The organism is Chelatococcus composti (genome assembly GCF_014201415.1).
GTDB lineage: Bacteria > Pseudomonadota > Alphaproteobacteria > Rhizobiales > Beijerinckiaceae > Chelatococcus_A > Chelatococcus_A composti.
This window is the reverse complement of the sequence record NZ_JACHEH010000004.1, coordinates 401,271-426,198: the sequence shown is the minus strand read 5'-3', so window position 1 is coordinate 426,198 and position 24,928 is coordinate 401,271. Positions and strand designations below refer to the sequence as shown.

Below are 24,928 nucleotides of genomic sequence, written 5' to 3'. Positions count from 1 at the left end.
CTCCGGCTCACACCAGCCCGAGCCGGGCGAGGGCGCGCCGCAGGCCCTCGGCGCCGTCGAAAACGTGGCCTTCGAGCCCGGCCTTCACCGCACCTTCCACGTTCCAGGGCTTGTCATCGGTGAAGAACGCTTCCTCGGGGGCGACGCCGAACTCAGCGCACACGCGCCGGTAGATCTCGGGATCCGGCTTCTTGGTGCCGAAGCGGGCCGAGACGAAGACCTGGCCGTCGAAAAGCTGGCGCAGGCCGGGGAACAGCCGGTCGATCTCTTCGCCGGTGAGGAAGCCGTTGTTGGTGAGCACCGCCACCATCGCGCTCTCCTTCACGCGGTCAACGAGGGCGAGGCTGTCGGGGAAGGGCACCATGCCGACGCGACGCGCCTCCACCCATTCATCGCGCGTGATGGGATAGCCCAGGCGCTCGCCGAAGCCGGCAAGATAGGTCTCGGCATCCATCGCGCCCGCATCGGCCTCGTCCTCGAAGCCGCTCTCCCAGATGGCAGCCAGGATCTCGTCGACCCTCCGGCCCGAGAGGCGCGCGAGCGCGGCCAGGCGCCGGTCGCGGTCGTAGTGGCACAGCACGTCGTCCATGTCGAAGATGGCAAGGCGTATGGCGGACGGCATGTCTCGTCGGGTCGTCTCGGGAGGCGGAAGCTTCCGCACGCGTCGTCGCAGCGGCGAAGCCGTTCTTGACATGAGAGCCCGCCTGCCGCCACATCCCCCGCACGATCGTGACCGGTGTTTCGATGAGCGTTGCCGAAAAGCCACCCCTGAGCGTGCTGATCTGTGCCCCGCGCGGCTTCTGCGCCGGGGTTGTGCGCGCCATCGACGCCGTGGAGAAGGCGCTGGCCATCTATGGCCCGCCGGTCTACGTGCGCCACGAGATCGTCCACAACAAGTACGTGGTGGAAAGCCTGCGGCAGAAGGGTGCCATCTTCGTCGACGAGCTCGACGAGATCCCGCCGACGAACGCGCCCGTCATCTTCTCGGCGCACGGTGTGCCCAAGGCCGTCCCGGAGGATGCGCTGCGGCGTAACTTCTTTGCCATCGACGCCACCTGTCCGCTCGTCACCAAGGTGCATCGCGAGGCGGAAGTGCATCACCGCCGCGGCCGTCACGTGGTGCTCGTGGGCCATGCCGGCCACCCGGAAGTTGTGGGCACCATGGGCCAGTTGCCCGAGGGAGCCATCTCCCTCGTCGAGACGGTGGCTGACGTGGCCGCCTTCACACCCCCCGATGCCAACGCCCTCGCCTATGTGACGCAGACGACGCTGTCTGTGGACGATACGCGCGAGATCGTGGAGGCGCTCAAGGCGCGCTTTCCCACCATCGTCGGCCCGCACAAGGAGGACATCTGCTACGCGACGACCAACCGCCAGGAGGCGGTCAAGCGCGTCGCCCCGCAGGTGGACGCGATGATCGTGGTGGGGTCGCCCAACTCGTCCAACTCCCAGCGCCTGCGCGAGGTGGCCGAGCGTGCCGGCTGTGCGGCCGCGCGCCTTGTGCTGCGCGCCGAGGACATCGACTGGACGATCTTCGGCAACATCCGCCGGCTCGGCCTCACCGCGGGCGCCTCGGCGCCGGAGGTGCTGGTGGAGGAGATCATCGACGCCTTTGCCGAGCGCTACGAGGTGACGGTCGAGACCGTCTCGACAGCGGACGAGAGCGTCTTCTTCCCCCTGCCGCGCGAGCTGCGCAAGGAAGCGGCGGAGTAGGACCGTGGCAGTCTACACCGAGGTTGCCGAGGAGGAACTCGCCGCCTTCGTCGCCCGCTACGACATTGGCTCCGTCCTGGCCGTCAAGGGCATCGCCGAAGGCGTCGAGAATTCCAACTTCCTGCTCCATACAGAGCGCGGCTTCTACATCCTCACCCTCTACGAGAAGCGGGTGAGGGAGGAGGATCTGCCCTTCTTCATCGGCCTCATGCGCCACCTGGCCCAGCGGGGCATCAACTGTCCGCAGCCGGTGCTGAACCGGGAGGGCGAGGCGCTCGGCCGCCTCGCCGGCCGCCCGGCCGCCATTGTCACATTCCTCGACGGCATGTGGGTTAGGCGGCCGTCCGCCGGCCACTGCGCCGGTGTCGGCGAGGCACTGGCGCGCCTGCATCTGGCGGGGGCCGACTTTGCCATGCGGCGGGAAAATGCGCTGTCGCTCGCCTCCTGGCGGCCCCTGTTCATGCAGGCGGACGGGCGGGCCGACACGGTCTCGCCCGGCCTTGCCGCGCGCGCGCTCGCGGCCCTCGACGAGCTGGAGCGCACCTGGCCGAAGGGCCTGCCGGAGGGCGTGATTCACGCCGATCTCTTCCCGGACAACGTCTTCTTCATTTCCGGCCGGCTTTCCGGCCTCATCGACTTCTACTTCGCCTGCACGGACGCATTCGCCTACGACCTCGCCATCTGCCTCAACGCCTGGTGCTTCGAGGCGGACGGGTCGTTCAACCTGACGAAGGGGCAGGCGATGCTCGCCGCCTACGAGCGCGTGCGCCGTCTTGAGGACGCCGAGGTCGCGGCGCTGCCCGTCTTGTGTCGCGGCGCAGCCATGCGCTTCATGCTGACGCGCCTCGTCGACTGGCTCAACGTGCCACCCGGCGCGCTGGTGAAGCCGAAGGATCCGCTCGAGTACGACCGCAAGCTCGCCTTCCACCGGCGCGTGGTGAGCGCGGTCGAGTATGGCCTCGCCCGATGAGCGCGGATCGCGTGACGATCTATACGGACGGTGCCTGCTCGGGCAATCCGGGCCCCGGCGGCTGGGGTGCGCTCCTCATCTACCAGGGCAAGGAGAAGGAGCTCTCCGGCGGCGAGCCCGAAACCACCAACAACCGCATGGAGCTGATGGCGGCCATCATGGCGCTGGAAGCCCTGAAGCGCCCTTGCGCGGTCGACCTCTTCACCGATTCGCAGTATGTGCGCCAGGGCATCACCGAATGGATGCAGGGCTGGAAGGCCCGCGGCTGGAAGACTGCCGACAAGAAGCCGGTGAAGAACGAAGACCTCTGGCGCCGCCTCGACGAGGCCCGCCAGCGCCATGACGTGACCTGGCACTGGGTGCGTGGCCACGCCGGCCATGCCGAGAACGAGCGCGTCGACGCCCTCGCACGCGCCGGCATGGCGCCCTTCAAGGAAAAGGGGTCTGTTCGCTCATAGCCGGTGATTCGCTGCCCGCGCACCGGCTGCCCGGCCTGCTCACGCCCCGTCATCTGCGGCGGGACCGGGGCGGCACTTCGGAAACAGTGAATTGCGCGTTCCTGCCGGCTGCGACCGGTCTTTCGGTTAGGCAAATATTGCAGCCCCAAAACGGCACATTACGCCATTAACCACGTTCAACCTCGCCTTTACCGATCGTCGGCATGATCCGGTTCGTCAGTAGCGTAACCGGTAAAGACGACATGGGTATTTCGCGTACCGGTGCCGTCGGCGCCGCGCCCCGGATCAAGGTCTCGCGTACCGGGGCGCCCGCGCCGGCGGGTCGGGTGAACAGGGCCATCCCCGTCGACCGCATCATCCTCGACGATTGCATCGCCGGGCTGCGCAGCCTGCCGGATGAAAGCGTCGATCTCGTCTTCGCCGATCCGCCCTACAATCTCCAGCTCGAGGGGGCGCTGACGCGCCCGGACAACAGCCTCGTCGACGCCGTCGACGACGACTGGGACAAGTTCTCGAGCTTTGCCGAATACGATGCCTTCACCCGTGCCTGGCTCGCCGAGTGCCGGCGCGTGATGAAGAAGAACGCGACGCTCTTCGTCATCGGCTCCTATCACAACATCTTCCGCGTCGGAACGGCGCTGCAGGATATCGGTTACTGGATCCTCAACGACATCGTGTGGCGCAAGGCCAACCCGATGCCGAACTTCCGCGGCCGTCGCTTCACCAACGCGCACGAGACGCTGATCTGGGCCGCGCGCGGACCAGAGGCGAAGAACTACACCTTCCATTACGAGGCGCTGAAGGCCGGCAACGAAGACACGCAGATGCGCTCCGACTGGTTCATCCCGCTGTGCACCGGCGAGGAGCGCCTGAAGGACGCCGAGGGCCGCAAGCTGCACCCCACCCAGAAGCCCGAGGCGCTGCTCGCCCGGGTGCTGCTGGCCGCCACCAATCCGGGCGACCTCGTGCTTGATCCATTCTTCGGCTCGGGCACGACGGGCGCCGTTGCCAAGAAGCTCGGCCGCCATTTCATCGGCATCGAGCGCGACCCGGCCTATGTGGCCGCCGCCGAGGCCCGCATCGCTGCTGCCAGGCCCATCGATCCGGCTGCCGTCGCGGCGGCTCCGGCCAAGCGCACCGAACCGCGCATTCCCTTCATCGCTGCCATCGAGGCCGGCCTCATCGCCCCCGGCTCGGTGCTGACGGATGCGCGGCGCCGCTGGCAGGCGACGGTACGCGCCGACGGCACGCTGAGCGTGCCGCCCGCTGTCGGCTCCATCCACAAGATTGGTGCCCTCGTCCAGGGGCTGCCGTCCTGCAACGGCTGGACTTTCTGGCACGTCGAACAGAACGGCGAACTCGTCGTCATCGACACGTTCCGTAGCGTGCTCAGGGCGGCCATGGCCGAAGCCGCCTGAGGTGCCGTGCCGGAATTGCAAGTCGTCCGGTGCTGCGAGCGCGTTGACTTTCTCCTGCGTGCCGCGCACTCCCCAACCTGATCGTTCGGCCGCCGACAAGAAGAAGAGGTTCGACAAAGGTGGCCCGGTTGCCTGACAGTGGGGCGGCAGTTGCGGCCGCACCACAGGGGAGAATGGCATGCTCGCGTTTCTCGATGACCTGCTGTGGGGCAAGATCCTCGTCGTCGGCCTGGTCGCCCTCGGCCTCGTCTTCACCGTCCGCTCACGCTTCGTGCAGTTCCGCTATTTCGGGCGCATGTTCGGCGTGTTCGGCGAGGCGGTGCGCCGGCAACCGGGCCAGATCAGCTCCTTCCAGGCCCTGATGCTGAGCGTTGCGGGGCGCGTGGGCGCCGGCAACATCGCGGGCGTTGCAGTGGCCATCGCGCTCGGCGGCCCCGGCGCCGTCTTCTGGATGTGGGTCGTCGCGCTCGTCGGCATGGCGACGAGCTATTTCGAGTGTACGCTGGCCCAGCTCTACAAGCAGCCGGAGCCTGACGGCAGCTATCGCGGCGGGCCGGCCTTCTACATCGCCCGCGGCCTGCGGCAGCGCTGGCTGGCGATGGTCTTCTCGGTGCTGCTGCTCGTCACCTTCGGCTTCGGCTTCAATGCCGTCCAGTCCTACACGGTGGCCACGTCCCTCAACGATGCGTTCGGCATTCCCACGTACTGGACGGGGATCGCCCTGGTGGCAGTGCTGGGCATCATCATCTTCGGCGGCATCTCGCGCATTGCCCAGGCGGCCGACGTGCTCGTGCCGGTGATGGCCTGCGGCTACATCCTGCTCACGCTCTTCGTGGTCGTGACCCGCCTGCCCGAGGTGCCGGGCGTCCTCGCGCTCATCTTCAAAAGCGCCTTCGGCCTCGAGCCGGCCATCGGCGGGGGTATGGGCGCGGCCATCCTCCTCGGCGTCAAGCGTGGCCTCTTCTCCAACGAGGCGGGGCTCGGTAGCGCGCCCAACGTGGCTGCCGTCGCCCATGTTCCGCACCCGGCCTCTCAGGGGATCGTGCAGGCGTTCAGCGTCTTCATCGACACCATCATCATCTGCAGCTGCACCGCCTTTATCATCCTCCTGTCGCCGACCTTCGTGCCCGGCGCGGAACAGGCCGGCGTCGCGCTCACCCAACAGGCGATGGCGGGCTATGTCGGCGAATGGGGGCGGATCTACGTGAGCATCGCCCTGATGCTCTTCGTCTTCACCTCCATCATCTACAACTACTATCTCGGCGAGACGAGCATCGACTTCTTCGCCGGCAACAACCGGGTGGCCTTCAGCATCTTCCGCATCGCGGTGATGGTCCTCGTCTTCTGGGGTTCGGTGCAGGACCTCAGCACCGTCTTCGCCTTCGCCGACATCACGATGGGCCTCCTCGCGGTGGTCAACCTGCTCGCCGTCACGCTGCTCTTCCGCACGGGCCTGCGCATCATGCGGGACTACGACCGGCAGATCGCCGAGGGCATCGACAACCCGGTCTTCGATTCCGGGCGCTTCTCGGATCTCGACATCGACCGCGGGGCCTGGCCCGCGCGCGGCTGACGGGTCACGGCTTCGCCACTGTGCTGCGCTAGCATCGCGCCTCGGACAGCTCTTGAGGAGGCAGTGTCGGACAGCTCTTGAGGAGGCAGTGATGGCGGAACGGCAGGACAAGGTGCGTATCATTCCCTTCCTGCGCTATCGGGATGCACACACGGCCATCGGTTGGCTGTGCGAGGCCTTCGGCTTCGAGCGCCATGCCGTCTATGAGGACGAGGTCGGCAAGGTCGCTCATGCCGAGCTGTCCTACGGCGGCGGTTTCATCATGCTAGGCGAGATGAAGGACGACGCGCTCGGCATGCGCTCGCCGACCGAGCTCGGTGCCGTGAACCAGGGCATCTATGTCGTCGTCGACGACGCCGATGCCCACTATGCGCGCGCCAGGGCGGCCGGTGCCGAGATCGTCCTCGACATCAAGGACCAGCCCTACGGCTCGCGGGAGTACACGGTCCGCGACCTCGAGGGAAACCTGTGGAGCTTCGGTACCTACGCGCCCCGGACGGACACGGATTGAGGCGAAGCCGGCCCGCCGGCGCGGCGTCGGCGCTCAGCTCTCCAGCGCCTTCTCGAGCACCTTGCGCATGACGTTGGGCAGCGCCTCGCCGGCGAGGCTGTGCCGGGGCACCCAGCGCCCGCCCGCCGGCGCCTCGGTGTCGACGGCAAAGCTCGCGGTAAAGACGGCGAGCTCCAGCGGGAAATGCGTGAAGACGTGGCGCACCATGCCCGGCTTGCGGCGCCAGACCCCTGGCAGCGGCGCATCCCGCAGCGCCTCGCGGATCTCATAGTCGTGCCGCCACTCGCTCACCGGCACCTCGGCCATGCCGCCGAGGAGCCCCTTCGGCGGGCGTGTGCGCAGGAGGACGTGGCCGTCGGTGCGCAGCGCGACGAAGGCGGCGCCTCGGCGCAGACGTCCGGCGGTCTTCGCCTCCTTGCGCGGGAAGGTCTCCGCCGTCCCCTCGGCGCGGGCGCGGCACGGGGAGGAGAGGGGGCACAGCACGCAGGCCGGCTTCTTCGGCGTGCAGATGGTGGCGCCGAGATCCATCAGCGCCTGCGCGAAGTCGCCCGGTCGGTCCTGCGGCACCATCGCCAGCGCCAGCTCCCGGACGAGCGGCTTGGCGCCGGGCAGGGGCTCCTCGACGGCGTGGAGGCGCGTGATCACGCGCTCGACATTGCCGTCCACCGCCACGGCGACCTTGTTGAAGGCGATGGCGGCGATGGCCCCGGCCGTATAGGCGCCGATGCCGGGCAGGGCGAGCAGCGCCTTCTCGTCGGCGGGAAAGCGTCCGCCGTGCAGGGCGACGACCATCCTGGCGCAGGCGTGCAGGTTGCGGGCGCGTGAATAGTAGCCGAGGCCGGCCCAGGCCTGCATCACCGCCTCCTGGGGCGCCTGCGCCAGCGCCTCGACGGTCGGGAAGCGGGCGAGGAAGCGCTCATAGTAGGGCCTCACCGCCGCCACCGTCGTCTGCTGCAGGATGATCTCCGACAGCCAGACCCTGTAGGGATCCGGCGTCTCGCCGGGGGCAGCCCGCCAGGGCAGGGTGCGCCTGTGACGGTCATACCACGCGAGGAGGGCCGCGGCGCTTGCGGTGCTGTCGGTCTTGGACGGCGCGATGAGGGCGGATACCATAGCCCTCTCATAACCGGCCGTCCCGGCCGCGCAAGCACCGGCATCGCTCTGCATGGCGTCTCCCAAGCACCTGTCCGACCTGGTCGAAAGCTGCATCGCGCCCGCGCTGGCCGCCCAGGGCTTCGCCTCCTCGGACATCATCCTCTCCTGGCCGGAGATCGTCGGCGAGCGACTCGCCCGCTTCACCGAGCCGATGCGCCTCGAATGGCCGCGCCGCCGCCGGCACATGGCGCCCGACGAGCTGCCCGAGCCGGCGACGCTCGTGGTGCGCGTGGTGTCGAGCTTCGCCCTCGAGCTGCAGCACATGGCCCCCGTCGTCATCGAGCGGGTCAACGCCCATTTCGGCTGGCGCTGCGTCGGTCGTCTCGTGATGCGTCAGGGCCCCATCGCGCGCCCCGCGCCGCCCCGCCCCGCTCCACCCGTGGACGAGGCGACGAGGCAGGGCGTGGCCCGCCAGCTGCAGGACGTGGAGGACGAGAAGCTGCGCGCCGCGCTTGAGCGGCTCGGTTGCGCCGTCCTGTCGCAGGGGCGGGACACGAAGGCGTGAAAGGACGGCGGTGACGTATCTCTTGCCACATTCGGCGCCGTCCTTATGGTGACGCGACCTTCAGCCGGGCAGCATTGCCGGCAAGTATTCGGGAGACTGACGAGATGACGACGACCAGGCGTCGTGCGATCGTGAACCTGGCGGCTGGCGCCGCCCTCGCCGTCCTCGGCGGGCTTGCCGCTCTGCCGGCTCAGGCCCAGTCCTTCAGCGCGAGCGAGCTGGCCGTCGAGGGGCCGCTCGGCGACGTTGTGCTCGGCAAGGCGGACGCGCCGGTGACCATCATCGAATATGCATCGGTCACCTGCTCGCACTGCGCGACCTTCCACGCCCGGACCTTCCCGACGCTGAAGGAGAAGTACATCGACACCGGCAAGGTGCGCTTCATCCTGAGAGAGTTCCCGCTCGACCCGCTGGCCACGGCCGGGTTCATGCTGGCCCGCTGCGCCGGCAAGGAGAAATACTATCCCGTCACGGACATGCTGTTCGACAAGCAGCAGGTGTGGGCCTTCTCCGACAAGCCGCTCGACGCGCTGCTGCAGCTCATGAAGCAGGCGGGTTTCACACAGGAAAGTTTCGAGGCCTGCTTGAAGGACCAGAAGGTCTATGATGCCGTCAACGCGGTGAAGAACCGCGGGGTGGAGACCTTCGGCGTCAACGCCACGCCGACCTTCTTCATCAATGGCCAGAAACAGTCGGGGGCGCTGACTGTTGAGGAACTCGAGAAGATCCTCACGCCTCTCGTCGGTGGCTGATCGGAGCGCGCCGGCTATGCGCCCGCGCGCCGTGGGCGCCTGCGGCTCACGGGGGGCTGGCCCATGAAGCTCACGCGCCTCCGGATCGTGGGCTTCAAGTCCTTCGTCGAGCCGGCCGATTTCCTCATCGAGCCGGGGCTGACGGGTGTCGTCGGTCCCAACGGCTGCGGCAAGTCGAACCTCGTTGAGGCCCTGCGCTGGGTGATGGGCGAGAGTTCGCACAAGTCCATGCGTGCCTCGGGCATGGACGACGTCATCTTCGCCGGCTCCGGCAACCGCCCTGCGCGCAACAGCGCAGAGGTCATCCTCACCATCGACAACAGCGACCGCACCGCGCCGGCCGCCTTCAACGATTCGGACACGCTCGAGGTCTCGCGCAAGATCGTGCGCGAGACGGGCTCCACCTATCGCATCAACGGGCGCGAGGTGCGGGCCCGCGACGTGCAGCTGCTGTTTGCCGACGCGGCGACCGGGGCCCGCTCGCCCGCCATGGTGCGCCAGGGCCAGATCGGCGAGCTGATCGCGGCCAAGCCACAGGCGCGCCGCCGCATTCTCGAGGACGCGGCCGGCATCGCCGGCCTGCACACCCGCCGCCATGAGGCCGAGCTGCGCCTGCGCGCTGCGGAGGACAACCTGCAGCGGCTCGAGGACGTGCTTGGCGAGATCGGCGGGCAGATCGAGGGCCTGCGCCGCCAGGGCCGGCAGGCCCAGCGCTACCGCGCGCTTTCCGCCGAGATCCGCAAGCTGGAGGCGATGCTGGCGCTCATCGCCTACCGCGAGGCGCGCGACCAGGCCGCCGCTGCCGAGCGGGAGCTGGAAGCCCAGGTGCGCGACGTGGCCGAGGCGACACGCGAGCAGGCCGAGACCGCGCGGCTGCAGGCCATCGCCGCCCACGAGATGCCGAAGCTGCGCGAGGCTGCCGCCGCGGCGGCAGCTGCGCTGCAGCGTCTCGTCAACGCCCGCACCGAGCTTGACAACGAGGAGCGGCGCGCGAGGGAGCGCACGGCCGAACTGGCGCGCCGCAAGGCCGAACTCGATCGTGACCTCGCCCGCGAGACGGCGCTCGCCGCCGACGCCGCCGCCTCCGCCGAGCGCCTCGGAGAGGAGGATGCGGCTCTTGCCGCCGAAAGCGAGGACGGGGCGGCCCTGGTGGAGGAGGCGCAAGCCGCGCTCGTCGATCTCGAGAGCGATCTCGTCGAGGCCGAGGCGGCGCTCGCCGCCCTGCAGCAGCAGGTGTCCGACCTCAACGCCCACCGAGCCGGCCTGGAACGGGCCGCGCGCGAGGAGGCTGCCCGGGCCGAGCGTCTGGCCACGGAGCGCCGGCGCATCGAGGCCGAGCGCGCCGCGCTCGATGCCGAGGGCGCCGCGCCCGAGCTTCTCGCCCGTCTTGCCGAGGAGGTGGCGATCGCCGAGGACCGGCTCGAAGAGAGCGAGATCGCCGCTGCCGAGGCGCGCGAGGCCCTGGCGGCCGCTCGCGAGGCCGAGGCCCGCCTGCGGGGCCCGGCGAGCGAGGCTGCGCGCCATGCCGACCGGCTGGAGGCGGAGGCGGCGACGCTCGCCAAGCTCTTCGCCGCCCCGGCAGAAGGCACGTTCGCCCCTGTGGTTGACGCCCTCGTCGTCGACAAGGGTTTCGAGGCGGCGCTCGGGGCGGCGCTCGGCGACGATCTTGATCTGTCGACCGACCCGGCCGCGCCGGCCCGCTGGACGAACCTGCCCGCTGCTGCAGACGATCCGGCGCTGCCCGCCGGAGCGCGGCCTCTTGCGGCGCATGTGCGTGGCGTGCCCGAACTCTCGCGCCGCCTCGCGCAGGTTGGCGTCGTGGCGGCAGAAGATGGCGCGCGCCTCAGCCGGGCGCTTAAGCCGGGCCAGACGCTGGTCTCGCCCGAGGGCGCCGTGTGGCGCTGGGACGGGCTCGTGGCCGAGGCCGGCGCTCCGACAGCGGCGGCCCGGCGCCTTGCCGAACGCAACAGGCTCAACGACCTCGTGGCAGCCGCCGCCGCCGCGCGCGAGGAGGCGGAGGCTCACCGCACGGGGCTGGAGCGTGCCCAGGCGGCGATTCGCGAGGCGTCGCAGCGCGAGGCCGATGCGCTCGAGGCCGCGCGCGCGGCGCGGCGTGCGCTTGACGGAGCGCGCGAGCGGCTCATCGCCGCCGAGCGCCGGGCGGCGCAGGTCGCGACCCGCCGCTCCGCCCTCGACGAGGCGCTGGCCCGCATCGTCGCCGACGAGGAGGAGGCGCAGCGCCGAATGGAGGAGGCGCGTGAGGCTCTCGCGCATGGCAACGATGTGTCGGCCCTCGAGAAGGAGGTCCTTGAGGCGCGCACCCGGGTCGCCGAGCGGCGCAGCGCGGCCGCCCAGGCCCGGGCCGCGGCCCAGACCCTGCAGCGCGAGGCTGAGCTGAGAGCCCGTCGGCGGGAGGCGATCGCCGCCGAGATCCGGGCGTGGAAGGAGCGGCGCACGCGCGCGCTCAACGCCATTGCGGAGATCCAGCAGCGGATTGAGGAGACCGTGATCGAGCAGGCGGCGCTCGAGGAGGCGCCGCAGGACTTCGAGCAGCGCCGCCGCGCGCTCGCGGAGCAGATCGAGGCGGCAGAGGAACAGCGGCGCGAGGCGAGCGACCGGCTGGCGGAGGGGGAGACCCGGCTCGCCGAGGCCGACAAGGCGGCGAGGGCGGCGCTGGAGCGGCTGTCGGCGGTGCGCGAGGCGCGGGCCGGCACCGAGGCGCGGCTCGAGGCGGCCCGGGCACGCCTCGCCGATGTCGTGCGCCAGATTGGCGATACGCTCGATTCGACCCCCGCGGCGCTGCACGAGCTGGCCGGTGTCGTGGCCGATGCCGCCTTGCCGGCGGCGCCGGACGTCGAGGCGCGCATCGCCCAGCTCAAGGCCGACCGGGAGCGCCTCGGCGCCGTCAACCTGCGCGCCGACATCGAGCTGGAGGAGGCGGAGGGCAAGCGCGATGCGCTCGTCCAGGAGCGCGACGACCTGTCGGAGGCGATCCGACGCCTGCGGCAGGCCATCGCCAGCCTCAACAAGGAAGGGCGCGAGCGTCTGCTCGCCGCCTTCGACGTGGTCAACGGCCATTTCCAGCGCCTGTTCACCACGCTCTTCGGCGGCGGCTCGGCCGAGCTGTCGCTGGTCGATTCCGACGACCCGCTGGAGGCGGGGCTCGAGATCTTCGCCCGCCCGCCGGGCAAGAAGCCGCAGGTGATGACCCTGCTTTCCGGCGGCGAGCAGGCGCTGACGGCGACGGCGCTCATCTTCGCCGTGTTCCTCACCAATCCCTCGCCCATCTGCGTGCTCGACGAGGTGGATGCGCCGCTCGATGACGCCAATGTGGAGCGTTACTGCGACCTTCTGCAGGACATGGTGCGCCAGACGCAGACACGCTTCCTCGTCATCACCCACAATCCCATCACCATGGCGCGGATGAACCGGCTCTTCGGCGTGACCATGGCCGAGCGCGGCGTGTCGCAGCTCGTGTCGGTCGATCTTGCGGCCGCCGAGCAAATTCTCGAGGCCGTTTGACCCGGCAAACGGGCGCGGCAATTGTTCATGAGTAGCGACACATTGCCGTACGAATCGGAATTTTCTTTTTATTTCAATTGGTTGATAGTTTCTGCCGCATTCTTGACAGGGGTGGGGCACGACAATATGGTGCGCCCGGCTTCAAGGCCGGGTTTTTGGTGCACTTTCAACCGCACGGGAGGATCGCGTGGCGAAGCCCGACGAGCGGAAGGACGGCACCGGAAAGCCGGCCGACGGTGGAACGGCCGATCTTTCGGCAAGGCTCAGGCATCTGGACGAAGGGCTCCGGCGGATTTCCGCCAATCAGCCGAAGGATGCGGAGCCTGCGTCGGGGGCGATGTCGAACCAGAGCGCGCTCGGGCAGGTCTTCCGGCTGTCCGCGGAGTTCGTGTCGGGCGTGATCGCCGGCGGGCTGCTCGGTTGGATCATCGACCGACTGGCCGGCACGGCACCGTGGGGTCTCGTTGTCTGCCTCCTGCTCGGCTTCTGCGCCGGCATGCTCAATCTGGCGCGCGCCTCCGGTGCGCTTCCCGGGTGGGGCGGGAAGAGCGGGCAGAAGTGACGTTTCCAAGGCCCGTCGGCATTCGCCGCCGGGCGATCCGCGCAGGGACAGAAGGTCAGCGATGGCTGCGAACCCGATCGAGCAGTTCGAGATCAAGAATCTCATCCCTCTCGGCCATATCGGCGGGCAGGAGATCGCTTTCACCAACTCGGCGCTCTTCATGGTCGGCGCTGTTGCGCTGATCACGATCGGCCTGTCGGCTGCGACGGCCCGCCGCTCGCTGGTGCCGGGCCGGGCCCAGGCGGCGGCCGAGATGCTCTACGAGTTCGTCGCGGGCACGCTCCGGCAATCGGCCGGCGAGAAGGGGATGAAGTTCTTCCCCTTCGTGTTCTCGCTCTTCATGTTCGTGCTGACCTGCAACATGCTCGGCATGATCCCGGGCTTCTTCACGGTCACCAGCCACGTCGTCATCACCTTCGCCCTGGCGATGCTGGTCATCGGCACGGTGATCGTCTACGGCTTCCTCAAGCACGGCACCCACTTCCTCGGGCTCTTCGTGCCGTCGGGTGTTCCCGGCTGGCTGCTGCCGTTCATGGTGGTGATCGAGCTCATCTCCTTCCTGTCGCGCCCCATCTCGCTGTCGCTGCGCCTGTTTGCGAACATGCTGGCCGGCCACGTGGCGCTCAAGGTCTTCGCCGGGTTCATCGTTGCCCTCGGTGGGCTGGCCGCCAGCGGCGGCATGACGGGCGTCCTCGGCGTTGCGGGGGCGGCTCTGCCGCTCGCGATGGCGGTGGCGCTCACGGCTTTCGAGTTCCTCGTCGCTTTCCTGCAGGCCTACGTCTTCACGATCCTGACCTGCATCTACCTTCACGACGCGTTGCATCCGGGGCACTGACAGGGCGCGTCGGTAGTCTTGAAACCAGCCTCATACGAACCTCAGGAGACCTTGTGATGGATCCCGTTGCTGCGAAGTACATCGGCGCCGGCCTCGCCTGCCTTGGCATGGGTCTTGCCGCCATGGGCGTGGGTAACATTTTCGGCAACTACCTGTCGGGCGCCCTGCGCAACCCGTCGGCTGCCGATGCGCAGTTCGGCCGCACCTTCATCGGTGCCGCTCTTGCGGAAGGTCTCGGCATCTTCGCGCTCGTCGTCGCGCTGGTCCTGCTCTTCGTCGCGTAACGCGGCACAGGATCTGCCGATCAACGGGTTGGAAGGGCGCCTCGCGCGCCCTTCGCTGAGAGACTGAACTGCCATGGCTCAACCGATCACCGCGCAAGTCGACGTGCCGGGCATCGAGGGCGAGGGTGCAAACTTCCCGCCTTTCGACGTCAACACCTTCGGCTCACAGCTCCTCTGGCTGGCGATTACCTTCGCCGTCCTCTATCTGCTGATGTCGCGGGTGATCGTGCCGCGGCTCTCCGGCATCCTGGAGGATCGCCGCGAGCGGATCGCCGGCGATCTCCGGATCGCCGCCGAATCCAAGGCGCGGGCCGAGGAGGCCGGCGAAGCCTACGAGAAAGCGCTTGCGGAAGCACGCGGCCGGGCCCATGCCCTGGCGCAGGAGACGCGTGACAGGCTCGCGGCCGAGGCGGCGGAAAAGCGCGCCGCGCTCGAGGCGGAGCTGGCGCGCAACCTCGCCGACGCCGAGGCCCGCATCACCGCGAGCAAGGAAAAGGCCATGGGCAATGTCGAGGCCATCGCCAGCGATGCCGCGGCCGCCATCGTCGAGCGCCTGACGGGTCAGGCGCCGGCGGCGGACGTGGTGGCGGCGGCCGTTGGCAAGGCAATGGCGCAGTGAGGGCGGTCTGATGCTTCACAACACCACCTTCTGGGTCGCCGTCGCTTTCGTCATCTTCCTCGCCATCGTGCTGCGCGTCGGCGGCCACAAGATCGCCGGCAAGGCGCTCGACGAGCGCGCCCAGCGCATCAAGGCCGAGCTGGAGGAAGCCGCGCGCCTGCGCAGCGAGGCCGAAGCGCTCCTCAAGGAATACGAGGCCAAGCGTCAGGCGGCGGAAGCCGAAGCCGAGGCCATCGTGACGAATGCCCGCGAGGAGGCCGAGCGCGTCGCCAAGGAGGCGCACGAGCGCATCGCCGAGTTCGTCGCCCGCCGCACGGCGGCGGCCGAGGCCAAGATCGCCCAGGCCGAAGCCCAGGCCGCGGCCGAGGTTCGCGCCGCTGCCGCCGAGGCAGCCGTCAAGGCTGCCGAACAGATCCTGCGCGACACTGTCAAGGGCAAGCTCGCCGAGGACATCTTCGCCAAGGGGCTGGGCGAGGTGAAGAGCAAGCTCAACTGAGCTGCTCCAACCGGTGAGCGACAAGGCGGCCGCCCTTGAGGCGGCCGTTTTCTTTTGCGCCGACCCGGCCAAGCCGCGGCGCCCGGGCCTTGATCAGGCGGTTCGCCTGTGGATTGATGGCAGCTTGATCGTTCGGGGAACGGACATGGCACGCACGGCTTGCCGCATCGTGGCACTCATCGTCGCGGGCGCCGCCATCGCCGCGGGCGCGCCGTCGGCAGGCGCCGACGAGCGGATGCGCCTGCCTCCGCCCTCACGGGGCAGCTCGGTGGGCCATTGCGCCATCCATGGCCCGGGATTCGTGCAGATCGCCGGCACAGACACCTGCGTGCGTCTCGGCGGGCAGGTGCGGGCCGAAGGGCTCACCCGCAACGGCACGAGCGGCACACTGACCCGCGGCCGTGCAACGCTCGACGTGCGCATACCGACCGGCCTCGGTCCGATGCGCGGCTATGTCAGCGGCACCGTGAACGGCAACTGAACCCGTCCCCCCTCCCGCGAGGGGAGGGGGCGGGCAGCTTCAGACTGTCGAGGGGAAAGGCGGCGGCTGCGGGGGGCCTATTCCGCTGCTTCCGGGACCGGCGCCGGCGGCGTCCAGCGCAGAACGGGCTGGCGGGCCGCGCGCGTCTCGTCGAGGCGCCGGCGCGGTGCGTGGTAGGGCGCACCCGTGAAGCGCGCCGTGTCGCCGTCGCGCACGGCAAAGGCGAGGTCGCGCAGCGTGGCGATGAACAGATCGAGCGAGGCCTTCGATTCGCTCTCGGTGGGCTCGATGAGCATGGCGCCATGCACGACGAGCGGGAAATAGACCGTCATCGGGTGGTAGCCCTCGTCGATCAGCGCCTTGGCGAAGTCGAGCGTCGTCACGCCCGTGCCCTTGAGCCAGGTGTCGTCGAACAGGACCTCATGCATGCAGGGGCGGTTGCCGAACGGCAGCGACATCACGTCGGCGAGCGAGGCGCGGACGTAATTGGCGTTGAGCACCGCATCTTCTGAAGCCTGCTTCAGCCCCTCGGCGCCATGCGACAGCATGAAGGCGAGCGCCCGTACGAACATGCCCATCTGGCCATGGAAGGCCGTGAGGCGCCCGAGCGGGGACTGGTCGGAGGCCGACGGATGCTCGACGAGCGAGAAGCGCCCCTCGTCGAGCCGCACATGGGGCAGAGGAGCGAAGGCGGCGAGCCTCTGCGACAGGACGACCGGCCCTGCGCCAGGCCCGCCGCCGCCATGCGGCGTGGAAAAGGTCTTGTGCAGGTTGATGTGCATGGCATCGACGCCGAGGTCGCCCGGCCGCGCCTTGCCGACGATGGCGTTGAAGTTGGCGCCGTCGCAGTAGAAGTACCCGCCCGCGTCGTGAATGACGCGCGCGATCTCGACCACGTCGCGCTCGAACAGGCCGCAGGTGTTGGGATTCGTCAGCATGATAGCGGCGGTGTCGGGGCCGGCGCGCTTGGCCACTTCCGCCGGATCCACCGTGCCGTCCTCCCGCGCCGGCACCGGCTTCACCGTGAAGCCGATGAGCGCGGCGGTGGCCGGATTGGTGCCGTGGGCCGAATCGGGAACCAGCACGACCTTGCGCGTGTCCGCCTCGCCCCGGGCCGCGATCGCCGCCTTAATGGCGGCCATGCCGGCAAGCTCGCCGTGCGCGCCGGCCTTCGGCGAGAGCGTCACGGCCGGCATGCCCGTCAGCTCCTTGAGCCAGTGGGCGAGTTCGTCCATGAGCGCCAGCGCCCCCTGGACGGTGGAGACCGGCTGCAGCGGGTGCACGTCGGCGAAGCCGGGCAGGCGCGCCATCTTCTCGTTGAGGCGCGGATTGTGCTTCATCGTGCATGAGCCGAGCGGGAACAGGCCCGTGTCGATGCCGTAGTTCTTCTGCGAGAGGCGCACGTAGTGGCGCATCGCCTCCGGCTCGGAGAGGCCGGGCAGGCCAATGGGCTCCTTGCGCCCGAGGCCGCCGAGGCGGTCGGCGACGGGCGCCGGCTCATCAAGATCGACCCCGGTCACGTCCGTGCGGCCGAACTCGAAGATCAGCGCCTCCTCCTGCTGGAGCGCGCGGTTGCCGGTAAAGGTCGCATGGCCGTTCGCGGCGCCCGCGCCCGGCGCGGTGGGACGTCCCTGACGGTTCAGCATCACAGCACCTCCGTAAGGGCGGAGACGAAGGCCGCCCGGTCGGCGTCGGTATTCACTTCGGTGGAGGCGACGAGCAGCAGGTCGTCGAGGCCGGCGCCGGGCAGCAGGCGCGACACCGGCACGCCGGCGAGCACGTGGCGGTCAGCCATGGCCTCCACGACAGCAGCCGCAGGCTTGGGAAGCCGCAGCGTGAACTCGTTGAAGAAGGTCTCGTTGAGCACCTCGACGCCCGGCACAGCCGAGACGGCGTCGGCCAGCTTCACCGCATTGGCGTGGTTGATGCGGGCGAGCCGCGTCAGCCCCTCTTCGCCCAGCAGCGACAGATGGATGGTGAAGGCGAGGCAGCACAGGCCCGAGTTGGTGCAGATGTTCGACGTGGCCTTGTCGCGGCGGATGTGCTGCTCGCGCGTGGAAAGCGTCAGCACGAAGCCGCGCCGCCCCTCGGCATCCACGGTCTCGCCGGCCAGGCGGCCAGGCATCTGGCGCACGAACTTCTGCCGGGTGGCAAAGAGGCCGACATAGGGGCCGCCGAAGGACAGGGCATTGCCAATGGACTGTCCTTCGCCCACCACGATGTCGGCGCCCATGGCGCCGGGCGCCTCGACGACGCCCAGCGACACGGCCTCGGTGAAGACGGCGACGAGGAGCGCGCCGTGCGCGTGCGCCTTGTCGGCCACAGCCCGCAGATCACGCAGGTTGCCGAAGACGTCGGGCGTCTGCACGACGACGCAGGAGACGCTGTCGTCGATGGCCGTCAGCAGGTCCTCCTTCGCCGTGACATCCGGCGTGAGGCGCTGGACCTCGTGGCCGGCGAGGCGGGACAGGGTCTCGACGACCTCGGCGTAATGGGGATGCAGCCCGCCGGAGAGCACGGCCTTGTGCCGCCGAGTCACGCGGTGCGCCATCAGCACGGCCTCGGCCGTGGCGGTGGAGCCGTCGTACATGGAGGCGTTGGCCACCTCCATGCCGGTGAGCATCGCCACCTGCGTCTGGAACTCGAAGAGGTACTGCAGCGTGCCCTGTGCGATCTCGGGCTGGTAGGGCGTGTAGCTCGTCAGGAATTCCGACCGCTGGATGAGATGGTCCACCGTCGCCGGCACATGGTGCTTGTAGGCGCCGGCGCCGATGAAGAAGGGTACGGACGAGGCCGGCACGTTGCGCGCGGCCATGGCGCCCAGGTGACGCTCCACTTCCAGCTCGCCCTTGGCCCGCGGCAGGTCGGCCGGGGCCTTCATGCGCATGCGTTCGGGGATGTCGGTGAAGAGCTCGTCGATGGAGGCGACGCCGATGCGCGCAAGCATCTCGCTGCGGTCGGCGTCGGTTAGCGGCAGGTAGCGCATGCGGCTTCGTCCCAATCGCCCGTTCGCAGTCAGGAAATCGTCTTGAGATAGTCTTCGTACTGCTCTTCGGTCATCAGCTCCTGGAGCTCGCCGGCGTTGCTGAGGCGAATCTTCAGGAACCAGCCGTCGCCGAGCGGATCCTCGTTGACCGTGGCGGGCGTCTCCTCGATGGCGCTGTTGACGGCGATGACCTCGCCGGAGACCGGGGCATAGACCTCGCTCGCCGCCTTGACGCTCTCGACGACGGCGGCTTCGGCGCCCTTCGTCAGCGTCTTGCCGACGGCGGGCAGCTCGACGAACACCACGTCGCCCAGCTGGCTCTGGGCGTAGTCGGAAATGCCCACCGTGCCGGTGTCGCCCTCGACGCGGATATATTCGTGGTCCTTGGTGTAGTAGGTGGTCATCTGTCGATCCTCTGAAAGCTGTCAGGCCCTTGCGGGGCGGTTCTCGCGTCAGCGCTTGTAGCGATGCGCGACGAAGGGCATCGGCACGACTTGCGCCGGAATCTCCTTGCCGCGGACGACGAGGGTGAGCTGCGTGCCCTCGCGGGCGAAGTCGCTCGCCACGTAGCCCATGGCCACGGGGGCACCGAGCGTCGGGGCGAAGCCGCCGGACGTCACCTCGCCCACGAGCTCTCCCGCAGCATCCTTGATCTCCGTGCCCTCGCGCGCCGGCATGCGCCCCTCGGGCTGCAACCCGATGCGCCTGCGCAGCGGGCCGTTCTCCAGCTCCTCCAGGATGCGGTGGGAGCCGGGGAAGCCGCCCTCCTGCCGCCGGCGCCGCTGGATCGACCAGGCGAGGCCCGCCTCGACGGGCGATGTTTCCTCGTTGATGTCGTGGCCGTAGAGGCACAGGCCCGCTTCGAGGCGCAGCGAATCACGCGCGCCGAGCCCGACGGGCTCGACCTCCGGCTCGGCGAGGAGCAGGTCCCACAGCGCGCCGGCCCGGTCGGCCGGCACAGAGATCTCGAAGCCGTCCTCGCCCGTGTAGCCGGAGCGCGAGACGTGGCAGGCGCTTCCGGCGACCTGCATCGGGGCAGCCGTCATGAAGGAGAGATTCCTGGCCTCCGGCGCATGGCGGGCGAGTACCGCCTCGGCCTCCGGGCCCTGCAACGCAAGGAGCGCGCGGTCGTCGAGGACCTCGAGGCCAACGCCCTCCGGCAGGTGCTGCCGGATGTGGCGGATGTCCCCTTCCTTGCAAGCGGCGTTGACGACGAGGAGCAGGCGGTCGTCGCTGTCGAGGGGCCGGGTCACCATCAGGTCGTCGATGATGCCGCCCTGGTCGTTGAGAAGCTGGCTGTAGCGCTGCTGGCCGGGGACGAGGCCGAGGATGTCCGCCGGCACCAGTGCCTCAAGCGCGCGGGAGACGCTGGCATGGTCCGGGCCGACGAGGGCGAGCTGGCCCATGTGCGACACATCGAACAACCCGGCCGCTTTGCGGGTATGCTGATGCTCGGCAATGATGCCCTTGGCATATTGCACCGGCATGTCGTAGCCGGCAAAGGGCACCATGCGGGCGCCGAGCGCCACGTGTCGGCTGTGCAGCGGCGTATGCCGGAGCGGGGCAGAGCCCGGGGGTGAAGACGCCATCGACGGTTCCTCGCGCGACAGGATTCGCGATCGGGCAGATGCCCGCTCGCGCCCCCTCTGTCCGGGAACCTGAGAGATTTCCCCGGCTGGCCGGGTTACCCCCTTCGGTGGGGCCTGCCGCTGGACAGGCCCGCTCTCCAGAGTGTCAGCTCCCGCGCGGTCCTTGGGCCTGAGCGTGTCCGGGGCGGTTGCGCCTTCGGCGTCGCGCGTGCCAGGCACGCGGCGAACTCTCCCGCGGGGATCATCGACGTTGACGCGCCAGTCATGAAGCGCGGCGCCGGTCCTGTCAACGGGCAGGGCGGGGGCTTGACAGGAGCCGCCCCGCCCGTGTCCGGGCCATCAGCGCCGGCGGGTGCTGCGCGCGGGAGCGGCCTGCGACGGGCCGCGGCCGAAGCCGACCTCGATGATGACGTTGTCGCTCATGGCGTCCGGCGGCACGGTGAAGCCGTCCTCCACGAACATGTATTCGCCCTGCGTCTGGCCGCGCGGAACAGTGACGGAGACGGTGCGCGAGCGCGAGGCGAGGATGCGGTTGCCATCACGGATGGTGACGTGGAAGGGCGAGGAGAAGGTGCCCGGTCCGCCCGCGGGGCCGAGGAGCGCGAGGCCCTGCACGCCGACCTTGATCGTCATGCCGCCGTTCGGCAGCGCCGTGCACTCGCGCGCCGTCTCGGAAATCGTGAGCTGGTAGCGCAGGGAGGCATTGCTCTCGCCGCCCACGCGCACGGCCGACCCACCGTCGGAGATGAAGACATAAGGGCAGATGACGTCGTCCGGCGGCGCCTGACGCTGCTCGGGCAAGGTGGTGCTGCCATAGCGCAACAGATTGCTGAGCGCAGAACCGCCCTCGGCCGATCCGCCGTCGGAGGTTGAACTGCATGCCGCAAGCAGACCCGCGAGGGAGACCAGCAAAACCGCAGACCGCATCGTTTCCACCCGTCTTCTATTGATCCGTCCGTGCCGTCGCGCCCCTCAGGGCAGCTTGTCGAAGCCGGCGCCGAAGCCGTCGAGTGACACCGGGATACCGATGCCCTCCTCCGGTGTCTGGAAGACGACGAACGTGGCCGTCTTGCCGGCGCGCAGCTGGCCGAGCAGGTTGTCGTCCATCAGCACCTCGGCAATGCAGCCCGTGTTGAGGCAGCGCACGAAACCGGCACGGCCGATGTCCGTGTCGTCGATCTTGAGGCCCAGGCCCGCCGGCAGCAGCACGCCGAGCGGCGCCACCACGCGCAGCAGGCGGCTCTGGCCGTCCGCCGTCTTCAGCACAATGACGACCAGCGTCACGTTGGGCCGGTCCTCGGCCGCGACACTCTGCACGATGGCGCACTGCTCCTTCTGCGCGCCCGGCGGAGTTTCGCAGCGCGTCTGCCAGTGGCCGGTCGTATCCCTGATGGCGCCCTGGGCGAGAGCGGCCTGGCCACTCACGAGGATGCCCGCAAGTGCAGCGGCCAGGGCTGCGGCACGGGGCAGGAGACGCGGAGCAGATGAACGGCGCAACATTCGCGTGGCTTTCTCTCGAGACGGTTTGGGCCGGACATTGCGGCCGCGTGCGAACGATTCGCACACCCGGCGGCCGCGCCTGCTGCTATCGTTGAAGGATGTTTCCGAACATGCCTTGCCTGCGGCTGTCAAGAACGGTGGGCCTTCCGTGGCACCGCAAGCCATCACTTTGGCGAAACAAACGGGAAAATGCGGGGAGAACGTGGCTCGCGCGTTTATGCCGCATGGAATGATTTTAACGACACCGTTGCGCCGCACGCCGGGTTGTGGTCTTTGCTCTGGATCAAAGACAGGGGGCGTCGTGTGCGCCGCCCGTCGTTTTGCGTATCACGGAACGATGGCGGACGGTTCGTCGAGACGAGAGACCGGGAACCGCGCCCCGCCGACCACGGGAGCTCCGGACGACCGATGCGGATCGATTTTCTTCGTTTTCGGCCCTTGTTTGCGCTGACGCTCGCCTTCGCCGCACTGGCGCAGCCGGCGCTTGCTGGCGTCGGCCAGCCCTCGCCCTGGCAAATGGGCCTCCAGGTGCCGGTGACCGAGGTCGCCCACTACATCGGCCAGTTCCATAACGGCCTCCTGTGGCTGATCAGCGGCATCGTGCTCTTCGTTCTGGCGCTCCTCGTCTACGTGATGGTGCGCTTCAACGAGAAGGCGAACCCGACCCCCTCGAAGACGACGCACAACACGATGATCGAGGTGATCTGGACCGTGGTGCCGGTCCTCATCCTCATCGTCATCGCGGTGCCGTCCTTCCGCCTGCTCAAGCTGCAGCTCGTGCCGCCGCAGGCCGATCTCGTGATCAAGGCGACGGGGCATGCCTGGTACTGGTCCTACGAGTATCCCGGCAACGAGGGCGAGGCTTTCAGCTTCGACGCCAACATGGTGCCGGACGACCAGCTGCAGCCCGGCCAGCCGCGCCTGCTCGCCACCGACAACGAGGTTGTCGTGCCGGTGAACAAGAACATTCTGGTGCAGGTGACGGCCGCTGACGTGATCCATTCCTTCGCGGTGCCGTCCTTCGGCATCAAGATCGACGCCGTGCCGGGCCGCCTCAACGAGACCTGGTTCCGGGCCGAGCGCGAGGGCGTCTACTATGGCCAGTGCTCTGAGCTGTGCGGGCAGAACCACGCCTTCATGCCCATCGCCATCCGCGTGGTGAGCGAGGAGGAGTATTCCGCCTGGCTCGCCGAGGCGAGGCAGAAGTTTGCCGCCACGGGCCGTCCCGTGACGGTGGCGAGCCGCGTGCCCGCGGCCGAATGATCCGTCGAACCGTCGCGGCCCATTACGGCCGACAACAAGAAACAATGGCCTGACGAGGAGCTGAGCAAATGGCTTCGCCGGCAACATCCCACGAAGCGCACGACCACGGCCACGACCTGCCGCGTGGCTGGCGGCGGTGGATGAATTCAACCAACCACAAGGACATCGGCACGCTGTACCTGATCTTCGCGCTCTTCGCGGGTCTCGTCGGTGGTGCACTGTCCATCGGCATGCGGCTCGAGCTCCAGGAGCCGGGCATGCAGATCTTCTCGAACCCGCAGACGTTCAACGTCTTCGTCACGGCCCACGGCCTCATCATGGTGTTCTTCATGGTGATGCCGGCGCTTATCGGCGGGTTCGGCAACTGGTTTGTGCCGCTCATGATCGGTGCGCCGGACATGGCGTTCCCGCGCATGAACAACATCTCCTTCTGGCTCACCGTGGCAGCCTTTGGCCTGCTGGTGGTGTCGCTGTTCATGGAGGGTGCGCCCGGCTCGCTCGGCTTCGGTGGCGGCTGGACGGTCTATCCGCCGCTGGCCGTTCAGGGCCATCCGGGCCCGGCGCTCGACTTCGGCATCCTGGCGCTGCACCTCGCCGGTGCGGCCTCGATTCTCGGTGCCATCAACTTCATCACCACCATTCTCAACATGCGCGCGCCGGGCATGACGCTGCACAAGATGCCTCTCTTTGCCTGGGGCGTGCTGGTGACGGCGTTCCTGCTGCTGCTGTCGCTGCCCGTGCTGGCCGGCGCCATCACCATGCTGCTGACGGACCGCAACTTCGGCACGACCTTCTTTGACCCGGCCGGTGGCGGTGACCCGATCCTCTACCAGCACCTGTTCTGGTTCTTCGGCCACCCCGAAGTGTACATCATGATCCTGCCGGCCTTCGGCGTGATCAGCCACATCGTGTCGACCTTCTCGAAGAAGCCGATCTTCGGCTACCTCGGCATGGCCTACGCCATGGTGGCGATCGGCATCGTCGGCTTCATCGTGTGGGCGCACCACATGTACACGGCGGGCCTGTCGCTCGACACGCAGCGCTACTTTGTCTTCGCGACGATGGTCATCGCCGTGCCGACGGGCGTGAAGATCTTCTCCTGGATCGCCACGATGTGGGGCGGCTCCATCCGCTTCACCGCGCCGATGGTGTGGGCGATCGGCTTCATCTTCCTGTTCACGATCGGCGGCGTGACGGGCGTCGTGCTGGCCAACGCCGGTGCCGACCGCGCTCTGCACGACACCTACTACGTCGTGGCCCACTTCCACTACGTGCTGTCGCTCGGCGCCGTCTTCGCCCTCTTCGCGGGCTGGTACTACTGGTTCCCGAAGATGTCGGGCTACGTGATCCCGGACTGGATCGGCAAGCTGCACTTCTGGGTGGCGTTCATCGGTGCGAACATGCTGTTCTTCCCGATGCACTTCCTCGGCCTCGCCGGCATGCCGCGCCGCTATGCGGACTATCCGGACGCCTATGCCGGCTGGAACATGATCTCCTCGATCGGTTCCTACATCTTTGCCGCGGGCCTGCTGATCTTCTTCTACGGCGTGGCACTCGCCTTCATCCGCAAGCAGCGGGCAGGCGACAACCCGTGGGGCGTGGGCGCGACGACGCTGGAATGGACGCTGTCCTCGCCGCCTCCGTTCCACCAGTACGAGACGCTGCCGAAGATCACGAGCTCCAGCCACTGATCTTCAGGCTTCGAGACAGGCGTGCGGCCGGGCAGGTCCCGGCCG

The 24,928-nt window shown here is 68.7% G+C and carries 25 protein-coding genes and 1 riboswitch; of the genes, 17 read left to right on the top strand and 8 right to left on the bottom strand.

Annotation, left to right across the window (positions count from 1 at the left end; all coding sequences use genetic code 11):
* Positions 1 to 7 precede the first annotated feature (7 nt).
* Complete coding sequence (locus HNQ73_RS10825) at positions 8 to 622, bottom strand: HAD family hydrolase (protein ID WP_183334850.1); 615 nt, start codon at positions 620 to 622, stop codon at positions 8 to 10.
* 122 nt (positions 623 to 744) lie between these two features.
* Between HNQ73_RS10825 and ispH the strand changes: the two genes are divergently transcribed.
* From ispH to HNQ73_RS10795, 6 genes are all read left to right on the top strand, one after another.
* On the top strand, positions 745 to 1,713 hold the full coding sequence (gene ispH / locus HNQ73_RS10820; protein WP_183334849.1) for a 4-hydroxy-3-methylbut-2-enyl diphosphate reductase: 969 nt from the start codon (positions 745 to 747) through the stop codon (positions 1,711 to 1,713).
* A gap of 4 nt (positions 1,714 to 1,717) precedes the next feature.
* On the top strand, positions 1,718 to 2,683 hold the full coding sequence (locus tag HNQ73_RS10815) for a homoserine kinase (RefSeq protein ID WP_183334848.1): 966 nt from the start codon (positions 1,718 to 1,720) through the stop codon (positions 2,681 to 2,683).
* Complete coding sequence (gene rnhA, locus HNQ73_RS10810) at positions 2,680 to 3,141, top strand: ribonuclease HI (RefSeq protein ID WP_183334847.1); 462 nt, start codon at positions 2,680 to 2,682, stop codon at positions 3,139 to 3,141. Before HNQ73_RS10815 ends, rnhA begins: the two co-directional genes overlap by 4 nt.
* 242 nt (positions 3,142 to 3,383) lie before the next feature.
* Complete coding sequence (locus HNQ73_RS10805) at positions 3,384 to 4,559, top strand: site-specific DNA-methyltransferase (RefSeq protein WP_244650093.1); 1,176 nt, start codon at positions 3,384 to 3,386, stop codon at positions 4,557 to 4,559.
* Between the two features lie 178 nt (positions 4,560 to 4,737).
* Positions 4,738 to 6,132: an alanine/glycine:cation symporter family protein gene (locus HNQ73_RS10800; RefSeq protein WP_183334846.1), complete on the top strand. Its 1,395-nt coding sequence runs from the start codon at positions 4,738 to 4,740 to the stop codon at positions 6,130 to 6,132.
* A 91-nt stretch (positions 6,133 to 6,223) separates the two neighbouring features.
* A complete protein-coding gene (locus HNQ73_RS10795) occupies positions 6,224 to 6,643 on the top strand; it encodes a VOC family protein (RefSeq protein WP_183334845.1) in 420 nt (139 codons plus the stop codon).
* A 33-nt stretch (positions 6,644 to 6,676) separates the two neighbouring features.
* On the opposite strand, the gene mutY is transcribed toward HNQ73_RS10795, so the two are convergent.
* Positions 6,677 to 7,756, bottom strand: a complete 1,080-nt coding sequence (gene mutY, locus HNQ73_RS10790) for an A/G-specific adenine glycosylase (RefSeq protein ID WP_183334844.1) — start codon at positions 7,754 to 7,756, stop codon at positions 6,677 to 6,679.
* 52 nt (positions 7,757 to 7,808) lie between these two features.
* On the opposite strand from mutY, the gene HNQ73_RS10785 reads away from it, so the two are divergent.
* From HNQ73_RS10785 to HNQ73_RS18155, 9 genes are all read left to right on the top strand, one after another.
* A complete protein-coding gene (locus HNQ73_RS10785) occupies positions 7,809 to 8,303 on the top strand; it encodes a DUF721 domain-containing protein (RefSeq protein ID WP_183334843.1) in 495 nt (164 codons plus the stop codon).
* Positions 8,304 to 8,407: 104 nt separating this feature from the next.
* Positions 8,408 to 9,055 (top strand): DsbA family protein, encoded by a 648-nt coding sequence (locus HNQ73_RS10780; protein ID WP_183334842.1) that lies wholly within the window; start codon positions 8,408 to 8,410, stop codon positions 9,053 to 9,055.
* A gap of 63 nt (positions 9,056 to 9,118) precedes the next feature.
* Positions 9,119 to 12,577, top strand: coding sequence for a chromosome segregation SMC family protein (locus HNQ73_RS10775; RefSeq protein WP_183334841.1), 3,459 nt, complete (start codon positions 9,119 to 9,121; stop codon positions 12,575 to 12,577).
* Positions 12,578 to 12,764: 187 nt separating this feature from the next.
* Complete coding sequence (locus HNQ73_RS10770; protein WP_183334840.1) at positions 12,765 to 13,139, top strand: AtpZ/AtpI family protein; 375 nt, start codon at positions 12,765 to 12,767, stop codon at positions 13,137 to 13,139.
* A 61-nt stretch (positions 13,140 to 13,200) separates the two neighbouring features.
* The gene (locus tag HNQ73_RS10765) at positions 13,201 to 13,974 is read left to right on the top strand and encodes a F0F1 ATP synthase subunit A (protein ID WP_183334839.1); all 774 of its coding nucleotides are present in this window, start codon (positions 13,201 to 13,203) and stop codon (positions 13,972 to 13,974) included.
* A gap of 56 nt (positions 13,975 to 14,030) precedes the next feature.
* On the top strand, positions 14,031 to 14,258 hold the full coding sequence (locus HNQ73_RS10760) for a F0F1 ATP synthase subunit C (protein WP_183334838.1): 228 nt from the start codon (positions 14,031 to 14,033) through the stop codon (positions 14,256 to 14,258).
* A 73-nt stretch (positions 14,259 to 14,331) separates the two neighbouring features.
* Positions 14,332 to 14,877, top strand: coding sequence for a F0F1 ATP synthase subunit B family protein (locus HNQ73_RS10755; RefSeq protein ID WP_183334837.1), 546 nt, complete (start codon positions 14,332 to 14,334; stop codon positions 14,875 to 14,877).
* Positions 14,878 to 14,887: 10 nt separating this feature from the next.
* Complete coding sequence (locus HNQ73_RS10750; protein WP_183334836.1) at positions 14,888 to 15,373, top strand: F0F1 ATP synthase subunit B family protein; 486 nt, start codon at positions 14,888 to 14,890, stop codon at positions 15,371 to 15,373.
* A gap of 13 nt (positions 15,374 to 15,386) precedes the next feature.
* A complete protein-coding gene (locus tag HNQ73_RS18155; protein ID WP_183334835.1) occupies positions 15,387 to 15,854 on the top strand; it encodes a porin in 468 nt (155 codons plus the stop codon).
* Between the two features lie 77 nt (positions 15,855 to 15,931).
* On the opposite strand, the gene gcvPB is transcribed toward HNQ73_RS18155, so the two are convergent.
* The 6 genes from gcvPB to HNQ73_RS10715 form a co-directional block, all read right to left on the bottom strand.
* Positions 15,932 to 17,500 (bottom strand): aminomethyl-transferring glycine dehydrogenase subunit GcvPB, encoded by a 1,569-nt coding sequence (gene gcvPB / locus HNQ73_RS10740; RefSeq protein WP_183334834.1) that lies wholly within the window; start codon positions 17,498 to 17,500, stop codon positions 15,932 to 15,934.
* Positions 17,500 to 18,840, bottom strand: coding sequence for an aminomethyl-transferring glycine dehydrogenase subunit GcvPA (gene gcvPA, locus HNQ73_RS10735; protein WP_183334833.1), 1,341 nt, complete (start codon positions 18,838 to 18,840; stop codon positions 17,500 to 17,502). Before gcvPA ends, gcvPB begins: the two co-directional genes overlap by 1 nt.
* 29 nt (positions 18,841 to 18,869) lie before the next feature.
* The gene (gene gcvH, locus HNQ73_RS10730) at positions 18,870 to 19,244 is read right to left on the bottom strand and encodes a glycine cleavage system protein GcvH (protein WP_183334832.1); all 375 of its coding nucleotides are present in this window, start codon (positions 19,242 to 19,244) and stop codon (positions 18,870 to 18,872) included.
* A 48-nt stretch (positions 19,245 to 19,292) separates the two neighbouring features.
* Complete coding sequence (gene gcvT / locus HNQ73_RS10725) at positions 19,293 to 20,429, bottom strand: glycine cleavage system aminomethyltransferase GcvT (protein ID WP_183334831.1); 1,137 nt, start codon at positions 20,427 to 20,429, stop codon at positions 19,293 to 19,295.
* Between the two features lie 147 nt (positions 20,430 to 20,576).
* Positions 20,577 to 20,674, bottom strand: a riboswitch (glycine riboswitch).
* 94 nt (positions 20,675 to 20,768) lie between these two features.
* Positions 20,769 to 21,230 (bottom strand): hypothetical protein, encoded by a 462-nt coding sequence (locus tag HNQ73_RS10720; RefSeq protein ID WP_183334830.1) that lies wholly within the window; start codon positions 21,228 to 21,230, stop codon positions 20,769 to 20,771.
* A gap of 171 nt (positions 21,231 to 21,401) precedes the next feature.
* Positions 21,402 to 21,929: an invasion associated locus B family protein gene (locus HNQ73_RS10715; protein WP_183334829.1), complete on the bottom strand. Its 528-nt coding sequence runs from the start codon at positions 21,927 to 21,929 to the stop codon at positions 21,402 to 21,404.
* Positions 21,930 to 22,337: 408 nt separating this feature from the next.
* On the opposite strand from HNQ73_RS10715, the gene coxB reads away from it, so the two are divergent.
* Entirely contained in the window at positions 22,338 to 23,192 is an 855-nt protein-coding gene (gene coxB, locus HNQ73_RS10710) for a cytochrome c oxidase subunit II (protein WP_183334828.1), read from the top strand.
* A 68-nt stretch (positions 23,193 to 23,260) separates the two neighbouring features.
* On the top strand, positions 23,261 to 24,883 hold the full coding sequence (ctaD, locus tag HNQ73_RS10705; protein WP_183334827.1) for a cytochrome c oxidase subunit I: 1,623 nt from the start codon (positions 23,261 to 23,263) through the stop codon (positions 24,881 to 24,883).
* The last annotated feature ends 45 nt before the right edge of the window (positions 24,884 to 24,928 follow it).